This window comes from Halorarius litoreus (assembly GCF_024362405.1).
GTDB lineage: Archaea > Halobacteriota > Halobacteria > Halobacteriales > Haloarculaceae > Halorarius > Halorarius litoreus.
This window is the reverse complement of record NZ_CP101454.1, coordinates 1193432-1205340: the sequence shown is the minus strand read 5'-3', so window position 1 is coordinate 1205340 and position 11909 is coordinate 1193432. Positions and strand designations below refer to the sequence as shown.

Below are 11909 nucleotides of genomic sequence, written 5' to 3'. Positions count from 1 at the left end.
CAGTCTGGTTCCGGGTGCCCTGGACGGGACGTTCGGCAGGGAACGCTGACGATGGTCGAGGTTCTCATCGCCATCGGGCTCGTCGTCACGCTGTTCGTCGGGTTCAACATCGGGGGGTCGACGACTGGTCCGGCGTTCGGCCCGGCCGTAGGTGCGGGCGTGCTCTCGAAGCTCGCTGCAGGGGTGCTGATGGCGATCTTCTTCGCCATCGGCGCCTGGACCATCGGGCGGCGCGTGGTGGAGACGCTCGGGGGCGAACTCGTCTACAGTTCCAGCGTGTTCACACTCGAGACGAGTATCGTGGTGCTGTTCTTCATCGGCGGGGCGCTGTTCGTCGGGAACTACGCCGGCGTGCCCGCCTCGACCTCGATGACTGCCGTCGGGGCCATCGCCGGACTGGGGGCCGCGGCAGGCGAACTCAACTGGGTCGTGATGGGCGAGATCGCGGTCTGGTGGATCGTCTCCCCGCTCGTCGGGTTCTGGGTGTCGGTGATGATCGGCCGCTACCTCTACCCGACCATCAATCGCTGGGTCGCGATCACGAGCAGCGACGGCAAACTGGTCGCGGTCGACCGTTCGGGGACCGTCCCGACACCGGTGCTGGGGCCGAACACGAGCCGGCGTGAGTTCGTCGGTGCGGCGGTGCTGGTCTCCATCGGCTGTCTGATGGCGTTCTCGTCGGGTACCTCGAACATCGCCAACGCGATCGCGCCGCTGTACGGCGCGGGAGCACTCGGCATGAACCCGCTAATCCTGCTCGGTGGCGCGGCTGTCACAGTCGGTGCGCTGACGATCGCCCGGCGCACGCTCGCTACGATGGGCAGCGACATCACCGAACTGCCGCTGACGGCGGCGATCGTCGTCGCCGTCGTCGCCTCGGCGATCGTCATCGGGCTGTCGGCGATCGGCATCCCCGCATCGTTCGTGATCATCGCGACGATGTCGATCGTGGGACTCGGGTGGGGGCGGGCGACCCGGACCACGACCGTCACGGAAGGTATCCGGGGTAAGGAGGACACGAACGTGTCCGTCGGAGCACTCGCAGCCGAGGAACCCGGGGAGGAAGTCCCCGACATCGGCGAGGAGGACCCCGAAGACATCCCGGGGGCTGCCGACCTGTTCGATCCCTCGACGACCGGACGGGTGGTCCTGATGCAGAACTTCGTCCCGATGCTCTCGACCATCGGTGCGTACGCGACGTTCTGGGTGCTGTTCACGTTCGTCTGGTGAGCGTTCGTCCCGGCCACGCCCCTCGTACGAGACTTTATTCGCGTCGTCGCTCTAGCACCCCCATGGTATCCCGTGTCCTCGTCGCGATGGACGACTCGGAGATGTCGGAGCAAGCGCTCAGATACGCCCTTGACGTCCACGAGGACGCGGCGGTCACGGTGCTGGCAGTCGTCGGTGAGCCGTCGGCGATGTTCGGAATCGCCACGGCCATCGCGCTGGCGGACGACCCGGGCCAGTCGGCGAAGGACCACGCGAAGCCGGTGCTGGACCGGGCTCGCGCCATCGCCGCCGAACGCGACGTCGAGATCACCACCGAGGTCAGGACCGGGCACCCGGCCCGGGCGATCGTCGACCGGGCCGAGGCGTTCGATACGGTCGTGATCGGGAGCCACGGCGGGTCGCTGGCCGACCGGGTGTTCGTCGGCAACGTCGCGGAGAAGGTCGTCCGCCGGTCACCCGTGCCGGTGACGGTCGTCCGGTAGGTTCCATCGGGTCTCTCCCGAGCGTCTCACGACCGCAGACGCCGGACGAGCCCCTGCCGGGCCCGTGACCCACCGCACCCGGTTTCGACACCCCTTTGCTCCCACCAGAACACCGCACGCACATGAGCGAACTCCGTGTGGGCGCCCACACCTCCATCGCGGGCGGCGTTTCGAATGCCGTCGACGAGCAGGTCGAGTACGGCGGGAACTGCGGGCAGATCTTCACCCACTCGCCGCAGGTCTGGGACCACGGCAGCATCGAGGACAGCGAGGCCGACGCGTTCCGCGAGGCGAGCGAGGCCAACGACATCGGCCCGTGGATGATCCACTCCTCGTACCTCGTCAACCTCTGTACGCCGAAGGAGGACCTCCGCGCGAAGTCGGTCGACTCGATGCAGCAGGAACTCGACGCTGCCGACCGCCTCGGCGTCCCCTACGTGAACGTCCACCTCGGGGCGCACACCGGCGCGGGCGTCGACGGCGGCCTCGCGAACGCGGGCGACGCGCTCGACGAACTCGACGTGCCCGACGGCGTGACCATCCTCATCGAGTCGGACGCCGGCTCCGGCACCAAGCTCGGCGGGCAGTTCGAACACCTCGCGCAGGTGCAGTCGAACACGGCTCACGACCTGGAGTTCTGCGTCGACACCGCACACGCGTGGGCGGCGGGCTACGACATCTCGACGCCCGAGGGTGTGGCGGAGACGTTCGCGGAGTTCGACGACGTGGTCGGGCTCGACCAGCTCGCGTACGTCCACCTCAACGACTCGAAACACGAGTGTGGAACGAACAAGGACGAACACGCCCACATCGGCGAGGGCGAGATCGGCTACGACGGGATGAAGGCGTTCGTCAACCGTACCGTCGAGGAGGGGGTTCCGATGGCGCTGGAGACACCCACCGAGGACGGGAAGTCGTTCGCGTGGAACATCGAGCGGGTCCGCGAACTCCATCAGGAGTGAGCGGACCGAACGTCGAGCGGCGAACAGCGTGAGCCGTGAGCGGGTTCGCGAACTCTGCGAGGCCGAGTGAAACGAGGCCTCGGAACGGGCGAACGGGAGTGACGGTACGGACTCACTCCTCGTCCGGGTCAACGACGACCACGGGGCGCGTCGTGTGCCGGAGGACGGCTTGCGTCTGGCTGCCGAACAGTGCCATCCCCACCGCTCCTCGCTTCCGACCGGACAGCACGATGGCGTCGGCGTCGATGGTCTCGGCGAGGCTGATGATACCGTCTTTCAGGGGGTAGAGGAGGTCGACGTCTCGGATTTCGGTTTCGATGCCGTGGTCGACGAGCCACTCGCGGGCGCGCTTCACCGCGCCGACCCGCTGTGCACTCTGGAGTTCCGGTGGGGTGTCGAGCTCTTCACCGTGGAGCACGTGAGTGAGCGTCACCGCGACGGTCGACGGGGCGTCCGGGAGCGACGCAACGTACCGCGCCTGCGCGAGCGCGTCGGCCTCGTTCATGTCGATGGGGACGAGAACTCGATACTTCGAATCGCTCTGTGCAGTCTGACTCGATTGGATTGTCATCGCTACTCACATCGCCGGAGGATAGGTCGGACACGGTATTGAGGGTTACTAGCACGACCCAACGTCTGCTGCGGCACGACATGCGCACTCGGCCCGTGAGCGGGGCACGGGTACACGGCCCGTTGGCGCGAGCTGTTGAAGGCTGGAGAGTGACGCGCTTTTCTTCCCCCGTCTCGAACCCCGACCATGCGCCGCTTCTCGGCCGACTACCTCGAACGAACGCGCGAGGGACTGTGGGCCGACACCGACGCGCTCGCGGACTTCCAGTTGGCCGAGCGCGAGAGCGTCCTCGACGTCGGCTGTGGCTCGGGGGAACTCACCCGCGTGCTCGCCGAGGCGTGCCCCGGTCGGGTAGTGGGTGCGGACCGCGACCACCAGTTGCTCGCGCACCTCGACCTCCCCGTGGTCCGTGCCGACGCCTACTCCCTGCCGTTTCCCGACGACAGTTTCGACCTCGTGGTCTGTCAGGCCTTGCTCGTGAACCTCCCCGACCCCGAGGCGGCGCTTCGGGAGTTCACGCGGGTCGCCCGCGAGTCGGTCGCGGCCGTCGAACCCGACAACGCCGCCGTCCGTGTCGAGTCGACCGTCGACGCCGAGTCGCGGCTCGCCCGCGAGGCTCGCGAGCGCTACGTCGCCGGCGTCGACACCGACGTGGCACTCGGCTCGCGGCTCGACGCCCTCCTCACCGAGGTGGGACTCCGGAACGTCCGGGTCCGGCGACGCGACCACGAGAAGCGCGTCGCCGCGCCCTACTCGGCGGCCGACCTCGAAGCCGCCGGGCGGAAGGCCCGGGGCGACGCCATCCGCTCTCGTCGTGGGGAGATGACCGGAAGCGAGGCCGACCTCGACCGCCTGCGCGAGGCGTGGCGGGAGATGGGTCGCGAGGTCGTCGACCAGGTGCAAGCGGGCAGCTACGAGCGTCGCGAGGTCGTCCCCTTCTACGTCGCGGTCGGTGATGTGTCGGACAGGTAACCGAAACGGGCATCGGCGAACGCTTTTGTCGCGGGCGGCGCTGGACGGGGCATGGACCGCGTCAGCCCCGCCGACGCGTTCGAGTTGCTGGCCGCCGAACCCCGCATGGACATCCTCCAGTCGCTCGTCGCCGCTCGCCGCGAGGGGCGGACGCCGCTGGCGTTCTCGACGCTCCGACACGACACCGCGATCGACGACTCCGGGCGGTTCAACTACCACCTCGGGAAGCTCGTCGGGACGTTCGTCGAGAAGAGCGACGACGGTTACGACCTCTCGTACGCCGGGCGGGCGATCGTCGCCGCGGTCATCGCAGGCACCTACACCGACGCCGAGCAGAAGGCTCCGGAGCCGCTCGACGACGACTGCGTGCTCTGCGGGGCGGCCGTCACCGCCAGCTACGACGACGGCGACCTCGTCGTCCGGTGCGACGAGGGCCACGACCTGTTCGTCACGGGGTTCCCGCCGGGGGCGGCCGGGACGATGGACATGGCGACCCTCCTCGAAGTCGCGGCACTGCGGACGTACCAGCGCATCGAGTTCGCGATGACCGGCCGGTGTCCGGAGTGTTTCAGTCCGCTGGAGACGACGCCGACGACTGCCGACTTCGGTGGCGGCGACATGCACGTGTTCGAAGCCCAGTGTGCGGCGTGTGGCGAGGGGTTCACCGCGAGCGCCGGCACGTACCTCGTGCTCGCGCCGGAGGTGGTCGCGTTCTACCGCGACCACGGCGTCGACGTCCACCACGAGCGGCCGTGGGCGGTGTCGGTCGCGCTCGACGGCCGCGGGGTCGACACCGACGGACACGGCGAGGCGACGGTGGTCTCGACCGACCCCTACCGGCTCCGGTTCGACCTCTCGGAGGGCGATGACACCCTGCGGGTGACGCTCGACGGCCGCGGCCGGGTCGTCGAGATGCAACGACCTTCCTGACTCCAAACAGAAACCCCGTTCGGCAGAACGTTAAGTGACCGGTGGCCCGACACGTGCTATGGACCCCCGAATCCGTGAGCAGGCAGAGGTCGTCGTCGACCACAGCACGAAGATCGAGCAGGGCGACAACGTCATCATCAAGGCGCAGCCGGCGGCCGAGGATCTCGTCATCGCTATCTCCGAACTGTGCGGTGAGCGTGGTGCCGTCACCTCGACCGCGATGCAGAGCGAGCGCGCCCGTCGTGCCTACATGTGCGCCATCGACGAGGAGGACATCGCGCTCAACGAGATGTTCCTGGCCGAAGTCGAGCAGGCCGACGTGTTCATCAGCATCCGCGGGCAGGAGAACATGACCGAATCGAGCGACATCCCGCCCGCGAAGAATCAGAAACAGTCCGCAGAGAACAAGCCGCTCCAGAAGGAGTATCTCGAGAAGCGCTGGAACGCCACGCAGTTCCCGACGCCCTCGGGTGCCCAGAAAGCCGAGATGTCCACCGCGGCGTACGAGGACTTCGTCTGGAGCGCCGTCAACAAGGACTGGGACGCGGTGAAGGAACACCAGCAACAGCTCGTCGACATCCTCGAAGACGCTGACGAGGTCCGCATCAAGTCGGGCGACACCACGGACGTGACGATGAGCATCGCCGGCAACATCGTGAAGAACGACTACGGCGAGCACAACATGCCCGGCGGGGAGGTGTTCACCGCGCCGGTCCACGAGACCGTCGAGGGTGAGGTGCTGTTCGACAAGCCCGTGATGGCGCAGGGCCGCGAGGTGAACGGTGCGCGCCTCGTCTTCGAGGGCGGGACGGTCGTCGAACACTCGGCTGAAAAGAACGAGGAGGTGCTGACCGCGCTGCTCGACACCGACGAGGGGTCGCGCTACCTCGGCGAACTCGGTATCGGGATGAACCGTGACATCGACCGGTTCACGTACAACATGCTGTTCGACGAGAAGATGGGCGACACCGTCCACATGGCCATCGGGATGGCCTACGAGGACACGGTGGGCGAGGAGAACGAGCGGAACGACTCTGCCGTGCACACGGACATGATCGTGGACATGAGCGAGGACTCGTTCATCGAGGTGGACGGCGAGGTCGTCCAGCGGAACGGGACGTTCGTGTTCGAAGACGGGTTCGGGGAGTAGGGTGGTCGAGCGGAGCGAGACCACCGTCAGTCGAGCGGGGAGCGAAGCGACCCGCGAGACGTAGGGGGACGCGACCAGGGGGAGCGTCTCCAACAATCGAACGGCGAGCGTCGCGAGCCGTACGGACGGCGTCGGGGAGTAACGAGCCCCCGGACGCGAGCGCCGAATTCTAGACACAGTTCGGAGGGACTCCGACCGCTGTTTGAAAAACCGTCTTATCTCCGTGTCGCCCACTACGACTCGGGCGACACCGCAGACGAACCACCCGCTGACCGCTGCCCTCTCGGGCGAACCACTTTGTAGGCGCCCGTCGACCTAACACCCGCACAAATGGAGAAGGCGTTGTGGTATCTACTGGCCGGGACGCGCGGCGGAGTGAACCGCGCGCGCATCATCCGGCTGTTGGACGAGCGTCCCCGCAACGCCAACCAACTCGCAGAGGCACTGGACGTGGACTACAACACCGTACGACACCACCTGGATATGCTACTTGACCACGACGTCGTCGAGACCGGCGGCGCCGACTACGGGAAGCTCTACTTCCTGACCGACCGGTTCGAACGCCACCGCGAGGCGTTCGAACGTATCACCGACAACATCTGACCATGGCGATGGGAACCACACAGCTGGCCGCGACCGTCCTCTCGGGACTCAACGGGCTCCTGCTCGTCGTCCTCGTGAGCGTCTGGTTTCGGAACTATCGGACGTTCGGCTCCCGGCTGACGCTCGGGCTCGTCGCGTTCGCGCTCGCGCTCCTCGTCGAGAACGCCCTCGCCGTCTACTTCTTCTTCAGCGCCGAGGCGCTCTACGGGATGGGCTCGACCGTCCAGACGGCGGTCGTCGCGATGCGCGCGTTCCAGTTCCTCGCGCTGGCGTTCCTCACGTACGTCTCGCTCGACTGAGCCGACGTGAATGAATTTGGGTGAGAGTTCGGAGAACGGCTTAGTAGGGCGCTCACCACCTCACGGTCGAGGCTGGCAGCCCGCTGCATCACCGCTGGCACCGCGGTGACTCTCTCCGTCCCGGTTGCCGGCCTCGGCTCTCTGCCCTCGGGGTCTGGCACCCACCTCGACGGCGCGCGACGACGAGGCCCCTGACTCGGGCGCTCGGACCGTCGCGCTCACCTGTTCCCGCGACGCGCTTTCTGTCCTCCCGCCCTGTGACTCGTCTCAGACCACGTCGCCGCGAACGGTCGCGCCCGTCTGTGCGGCACGGTACTCGTGGACCGCCTCGGCGGCGACCGTCGCCTCCTCCTCGTCCATCCCCAGCATCTCCAGCGACGCGGACAGCGTGGGGAAGACGAACTCGTTGTCCCGGAGCTTCTGCATGGCGTCTTCGCTGCGCTGGCCGCCGTCTTCGGTGTCCGCCCACAGCAGGGCGCCGCGGGGGTCGAGAATCTGGGTGTAGTCCTCGCGGGCGATGGCTCCCTTCAGTCGCTGAGTGACGTTGTTCTCGAAGCCGGTGTTGCACACTTCGAGGTGGATGGGTTCGTCGTCGCGGAGGAGGTGGGCGGCGAGACACTTCTCGGGGGCGGCGTGGCCGTTGCGGTTCGCGCGCAGGAACTCGGGGTGCTCGTCGGCCCACGCCGCCGCGACGGTCTTACCGACGCCCTTGATGCCGTGCGATTCCTCGAACTCGGCTTCGCGGTCGGGGGCGTCCTTGAACAGCAGGTCCTTCGTGACGTAGACGTTCACGCGCGGCACCGGGTCGACGCCGAGGGCGATGTCGCCGTACACCCACACCTCGCGAACGGGGACAGGCATCGGCTCCGTCTCGACGGTCTCGACGATCTCCTCGACGCGCTCGACCGCACGGTCCCGGGCAAGCCCCTCGGTCATTGACGAGGGTTGGGAGGCAGTAGGGAAAAGCTCACTCGTCGCGGCGGACGTACAGCGTCTTCTCGACTTCGGCGTGGACGACGCCGTCCTCGTCCACGAGGTCGACCTCGTACTCGCGGTCGAGCGACTCGCCCGGCTCCAGCTCCTCCCGAATCGCTCGCACTTCCGCGTCGGGCAACTCGAAGGTGGCGTACAGCGTCTCCTCGCCGGGTTTCCTGAACCGAATCGCCGCAGCCTTGTCCCACACCGTGTAGCCGTCGCCGAGCCGCTTGATGAGCATCAGCATGTAGAGGGGGTCGACACAGCCGTACATCGAGCCGCCGAAGATGGTCCCGACGTAGTTGCGGGTGCGCCAGTTCAGCGGGAGCTCCACCTCGATGCGCGACCAGTTCGGTTCGATGTGGGTGACGCGCCCGCCCGTGCCACGATAGGCGGGAAAGAGGTTGAACCCGGCGCGCCAGAGCCGGACGTAGAGCCGGCGGAGTCGGTCGAACATGGACTGGCAGTCTCGACCCCAGATAAGAAGCGTTCCGGGACGGTGTCGTCTACGGCTCGATGGAGTAGCGAGCGAGTTTTCCCCGCGGGGCCCACACCCGGAGGTATGGACTGCGACAAGTGCGGCGACGAGGCGGTGATGCACGCCGCCTACTCCGGGCTCCACATGTGCGGGAGCTGTTTCACCCGCTCGGTGGAGAAGCGGGTCCGGCGCCGCATCCGCGAGGACGGGCTCGTCCCCGAGGACGCCACCCCCGACGACCCGGACACGTGGGTCATCGGGCTCTCGGGCGGGAAGGACAGCGTCGTCCTCACGCAGATTCTGTACGACGTCTTCGAGCAGGACCCACGCATCGAACTCGTCGCACTCACCATCCACGAGGGCATCGAGGGCTACCGCGACGCGAGCGTCGAGGCGTGTGTCGAACTCGCCGAGACCCTCGGCATCCGCCACGAACTCGTCACCTACGAGGAGGAGTTCGGGGTGCGGATGGACGAGGTCGTCGAGGACGACCCCGAGGAGATGGCTCCCTGTGCGTACTGCGGGGTGTTCCGGCGCGACCTCCTCGAGCGCTACGCCGCGGAACTGGGTGCGGACAAGATGCTCACGGGGCACAACCTCGACGACGAGGCGCAGACCGCGCTGATGAACTTCCTCGAAGGTGACGTAAACCAGGTCGCGAAACATTTCGACGCGTCGCTCGGCGCGTTCGAGGACCGAAGCGACCAGGAGACGTTCGTCCCCCGTGCGAAACCACTCCGCGACGTCCCCGAGAAGGAGGTCGCGCTGTACGCGCACCTCGAGGACCTCCCCGCGCATATCACCGAGTGCCCCCACGCGAGCGAGGCCTACCGTGGGGAGATTCAGGAACTGCTCCTCAAACTCGAGGAGAACCATCCCGGGACGCGCCACTCCATTATGGCCGGCTACGAGGAACTGGCGCGGGTGGCGAGCGAGCAGTTCCGGGAAGGTGGGCCCGACCTCGGCGAGTGTGACCGGTGTGGGGCGCCCACGAACCGCGAGGTCTGCCGGAAGTGCTACCTCGTGGATGCGGTCGGTGGCGAACTCGCTGACTGATCGGCGTCCTACCCGTTTTTCACCCCGTCGTCCCTATCTCGGAGTGTGCACGGACCGTCGCCGAACCACGACGAGCGGGAACTCCGACCGCGCGACGAGCCCACCGGCCTGTGGCAGCGGGTGGACGACCTCTCCTCGGGCGGCGCAGAGGTCCTGTTCCTCTCGCTGCCCGGACTCGTCGTGCTCGTCAACAGCGGCTACCGGCCGGCCGACGTCTCGTTCGCCGCGCTCGTCAGTCTCCTCGTCGTCACCGTCGGGGTCACCGCGCGAAGCCGATGGGTCGACGCCGACCCCCCATGGCCGAACTGGCGCGTCTCGACGGTCGTGTTCCGCGTGCTCTACTACAGCCTGACGATGCTCCTCCTGGGTGTCGTCGGTGGGTTCGTCGCCGGGGCCATCGGCGGCCTGGTCGGCCTGGCCGTGGTCGTCGTCCTGCTCGCCGGCCTCGGCACCGTCGCCGTCGCGGCGCTCCCTCGACTCGCCGCGACGCTCCTCCCCGACCCGCGCCCGTATCGCTGACGCGGCTCGCCGCCACTGGACGTGCTGTTGCTGCGTTGTGTCCGTGACCCGCTCACGACTGTCAGCCGAGCGTCAGCCGCGTGTATTACACGTGGCGCACGGCTGGCTGACGCCCAATGTATCAGATTAGATAGTAAGACAGCTCACGCTAAAAACACAATACGACACGATAAAAAGAATGATACGATTTCTGACCTATCGGATAACGTCGAGGCCGTTGTTCTTCTCGAGCGAGGAGCGGCCACCGTCCGTCTGGCCGGTGGAGTAGCTCCCCGAGTCGCTCGTGCCGTGGGTCTTCGATCCCTGGAACTCCTCGGTCTCGAACTGGTCCGGGTTCGCCTGTCGCGCGGCGTCGGCCTGCTTCTGGGTCGTCGGGCCGAGGATCTGGGCGGACTGGACGCCGGTCATGATGGCCATGACCCGCACCTTGCCCTTGTACTCGTCCTGGATGCGCGCGCCCCAGATGACGTTCGCGGAGGCCTCGAGGCGCTCCGTGATGTTCTGGGCGATGCCCTCGGCCTCTTTCAGCGTGAGGTCGGGGCCGCCGGTGATGTGGACGAGGCCACCGGTCGCACCGCGGTAGTCGACGTCGAGCAGCGGGTGGTTCATCGCGTCCTTCACCACCTCCTGCGTCTTGTTCTTGTCCTGGGTCTCGCCGACGAGCATCACCGCGACGCCGCCCTGCCCCATGATAGAGGTCATGTCGGCGTAGTCGAGGTTGATGAGCGACGGCTGGGTGATGGTCTCGGAGATGCCCTTGACGGTCTCGGCGATGATCTGGTCCATGACCGAGAACGCCTTGCCGATGGGCAGGTTGGGGACGTAGTCCAGCAGTCGATTGTTGTCGAGGACGATGATCGAGTCCGCTTCGTTGCGGAGCTTCTCGAGGCCCTCTTCGGCCTTCACCGTCCGGGCGCGCTCGACGTTGAACGGCGTCGAGACCATGCCCACGACGATGGCGCCCTGCTCCTTGGCGATCTTCGAGACGACCGGCGCGGCGCCGGTGCCCGTCCCGCCACCCATGCCGGCGGTGACGAACACGAGGTCGGCGTCGCCGAGGACCTCCTTGATGGTACCCTGCGCCATCTCCGTGGCGCGCTCGCCCATCGAGGGGTCACCACCCGCGCCGAGCCCCTGCGTGAGGGACTTGCCGACGAGGATCTTGGTGTCCGCCTCGATCATCTGCAGGTGCTGTTTGTCGGTGTTGATGGCGATGGTGTCGGCACCGTCGACGCCGATGTTGTACAGGCGGTTGACGGTGTTGTTGCCGGCACCACCACAGCCGATGATGGCGATCCGCGGATCGCCGAACTCACCGGCGTCGCCGGTCGACTCTTCGAGGTCGCGTTTTTCTTTCTCCGCGTTTTCGAGTGCGGAGTTGACGAGGTCCTGCATCGCTTAGACCTTCGCCCACGGGCGGCGCTTCTCGTGGTCGCGCCCCTCACTCTGTTCGTTGATCATCTCGCGGACGGCCGACCGGATCGCCTCCGACCGGTTCGGGAACTCTCCCGTATCGACCATTCGCTCGACTTCCTCGATCTGCTGCTTCGGAATCCGTAGTGTCACACGCTCCATTGTTGATTTCCCCTGTTGGTTTTCGAGTAAGACGGCGTGCGGTGCACACCCGCATGCTCGTCTTACAGCACGAAAACGCCGGGAGGCGTCGGGTCGTATTATGTCTG

General features: G+C 66.9%; 15 protein-coding genes. 10 read left to right on the top strand and 5 right to left on the bottom strand.

The window, feature by feature from the left end:
- Positions 1-51 precede the first annotated feature (51 nt).
- The 3 genes from NL126_RS06140 to NL126_RS06130 all read left to right on the top strand — a co-directional run bounded on the left by NL126_RS06140 (position 52) and on the right by NL126_RS06130 (position 2674).
- The gene (locus NL126_RS06140) at positions 52-1230 is read left to right on the top strand and encodes an inorganic phosphate transporter (RefSeq protein WP_255198041.1); all 1179 of its coding nucleotides are present in this window, start codon (positions 52-54) and stop codon (positions 1228-1230) included.
- A 62-nt stretch (positions 1231-1292) separates the two neighbouring features.
- Positions 1293-1712 (top strand): universal stress protein, encoded by a 420-nt coding sequence (locus NL126_RS06135; RefSeq protein ID WP_255198040.1) that lies wholly within the window; start codon positions 1293-1295, stop codon positions 1710-1712.
- A gap of 122 nt (positions 1713-1834) precedes the next feature.
- Positions 1835-2674, top strand: coding sequence for a deoxyribonuclease IV (locus tag NL126_RS06130; protein WP_255198039.1), 840 nt, complete (start codon positions 1835-1837; stop codon positions 2672-2674).
- Positions 2675-2786: 112 nt separating this feature from the next.
- Here the strand turns inward: NL126_RS06130 and NL126_RS06125 are convergent, their stop codons facing one another.
- Positions 2787-3245, bottom strand: a complete 459-nt coding sequence (locus NL126_RS06125; protein WP_255198038.1) for a universal stress protein — start codon at positions 3243-3245, stop codon at positions 2787-2789.
- A gap of 186 nt (positions 3246-3431) precedes the next feature.
- On the opposite strand from NL126_RS06125, the gene NL126_RS06120 reads away from it, so the two are divergent.
- The 5 genes from NL126_RS06120 (at position 3432) to NL126_RS06100 (ending at position 7199) form a co-directional block, all read left to right on the top strand.
- The gene (locus NL126_RS06120; RefSeq protein WP_255198037.1) at positions 3432-4217 is read left to right on the top strand and encodes a class I SAM-dependent methyltransferase; all 786 of its coding nucleotides are present in this window, start codon (positions 3432-3434) and stop codon (positions 4215-4217) included.
- A gap of 51 nt (positions 4218-4268) precedes the next feature.
- On the top strand, positions 4269-5147 hold the full coding sequence (locus NL126_RS06115) for a DUF7351 domain-containing protein (protein ID WP_255198036.1): 879 nt from the start codon (positions 4269-4271) through the stop codon (positions 5145-5147).
- 58 nt (positions 5148-5205) lie between these two features.
- Positions 5206-6297 (top strand): aminopeptidase, encoded by a 1092-nt coding sequence (locus NL126_RS06110; protein WP_255198035.1) that lies wholly within the window; start codon positions 5206-5208, stop codon positions 6295-6297.
- A 330-nt stretch (positions 6298-6627) separates the two neighbouring features.
- Positions 6628-6900: a winged helix-turn-helix domain-containing protein gene (locus NL126_RS06105; RefSeq protein WP_255198034.1), complete on the top strand. Its 273-nt coding sequence runs from the start codon at positions 6628-6630 to the stop codon at positions 6898-6900.
- 2 nt (positions 6901-6902) lie between these two features.
- Positions 6903-7199 carry a DUF8036 family membrane protein gene (locus NL126_RS06100; RefSeq protein WP_255198033.1) on the top strand — a complete coding sequence of 99 codons (297 nt, stop codon included), beginning with the start codon at positions 6903-6905 and terminating at the stop codon, positions 7197-7199.
- 267 nt (positions 7200-7466) lie between these two features.
- On the opposite strand, the gene NL126_RS06095 is transcribed toward NL126_RS06100, so the two are convergent.
- Complete coding sequence (locus NL126_RS06095) at positions 7467-8135, bottom strand: DUF7095 family protein (protein ID WP_255198032.1); 669 nt, start codon at positions 8133-8135, stop codon at positions 7467-7469.
- Between the two features lie 31 nt (positions 8136-8166).
- Positions 8167-8631, bottom strand: coding sequence for a DUF4442 domain-containing protein (locus tag NL126_RS06090; RefSeq protein WP_255198031.1), 465 nt, complete (start codon positions 8629-8631; stop codon positions 8167-8169).
- A 105-nt stretch (positions 8632-8736) separates the two neighbouring features.
- On the opposite strand from NL126_RS06090, the gene ncsA reads away from it, so the two are divergent.
- Together ncsA and NL126_RS06080 are read left to right on the top strand one after the other, a co-directional pair.
- Positions 8737-9708, top strand: coding sequence for a tRNA 2-thiolation protein NcsA (gene ncsA / locus NL126_RS06085; protein WP_255198030.1), 972 nt, complete (start codon positions 8737-8739; stop codon positions 9706-9708).
- Between the two features lie 45 nt (positions 9709-9753).
- The gene (locus NL126_RS06080; RefSeq protein ID WP_255198029.1) at positions 9754-10227 is read left to right on the top strand and encodes a DUF8215 family protein; all 474 of its coding nucleotides are present in this window, start codon (positions 9754-9756) and stop codon (positions 10225-10227) included.
- Positions 10228-10422: 195 nt separating this feature from the next.
- Here the strand turns inward: NL126_RS06080 and ftsZ are convergent, their stop codons facing one another.
- Both ftsZ and cdrS read right to left on the bottom strand, forming a co-directional pair.
- The gene (ftsZ, locus tag NL126_RS06075) at positions 10423-11622 is read right to left on the bottom strand and encodes a cell division protein FtsZ (protein ID WP_255198028.1); all 1200 of its coding nucleotides are present in this window, start codon (positions 11620-11622) and stop codon (positions 10423-10425) included.
- A gap of 3 nt (positions 11623-11625) precedes the next feature.
- Positions 11626-11802, bottom strand: a complete 177-nt coding sequence (cdrS, locus tag NL126_RS06070) for a transcriptional regulator CdrS (protein WP_255198027.1) — start codon at positions 11800-11802, stop codon at positions 11626-11628.
- Positions 11803-11909: the final 107 nt, after the last annotated feature.

Coding starts and splice junctions, on each gene's coding strand:
- NL126_RS06140 (WP_255198041.1), top strand. CDS start 52: ATGGTCGAGGTTCTCATCGCCATCGGGCTCGTCGTCACGCTGTTCGTC.
- NL126_RS06135 (WP_255198040.1), top strand. CDS start 1,293: ATGGTATCCCGTGTCCTCGTCGCGATGGACGACTCGGAGATGTCGGAG.
- NL126_RS06130 (WP_255198039.1), top strand. CDS start 1,835: ATGAGCGAACTCCGTGTGGGCGCCCACACCTCCATCGCGGGCGGCGTT.
- NL126_RS06125 (WP_255198038.1), bottom strand. CDS start 3,245: ATGACAATCCAATCGAGTCAGACTGCACAGAGCGATTCGAAGTATCGA.
- NL126_RS06120 (WP_255198037.1), top strand. CDS start 3,432: ATGCGCCGCTTCTCGGCCGACTACCTCGAACGAACGCGCGAGGGACTG.
- NL126_RS06115 (WP_255198036.1), top strand. CDS start 4,269: ATGGACCGCGTCAGCCCCGCCGACGCGTTCGAGTTGCTGGCCGCCGAA.
- NL126_RS06110 (WP_255198035.1), top strand. CDS start 5,206: ATGGACCCCCGAATCCGTGAGCAGGCAGAGGTCGTCGTCGACCACAGC.
- NL126_RS06105 (WP_255198034.1), top strand. CDS start 6,628: ATGGAGAAGGCGTTGTGGTATCTACTGGCCGGGACGCGCGGCGGAGTG.
- NL126_RS06100 (WP_255198033.1), top strand. CDS start 6,903: ATGGCGATGGGAACCACACAGCTGGCCGCGACCGTCCTCTCGGGACTC.
- NL126_RS06095 (WP_255198032.1), bottom strand. CDS start 8,135: ATGACCGAGGGGCTTGCCCGGGACCGTGCGGTCGAGCGCGTCGAGGAG.
- NL126_RS06090 (WP_255198031.1), bottom strand. CDS start 8,631: ATGTTCGACCGACTCCGCCGGCTCTACGTCCGGCTCTGGCGCGCCGGG.
- ncsA (WP_255198030.1), top strand. CDS start 8,737: ATGGACTGCGACAAGTGCGGCGACGAGGCGGTGATGCACGCCGCCTAC.
- ftsZ (WP_255198028.1), bottom strand. CDS start 11,622: ATGCAGGACCTCGTCAACTCCGCACTCGAAAACGCGGAGAAAGAAAAA.
- cdrS (WP_255198027.1), bottom strand. CDS start 11,802: ATGGAGCGTGTGACACTACGGATTCCGAAGCAGCAGATCGAGGAAGTC.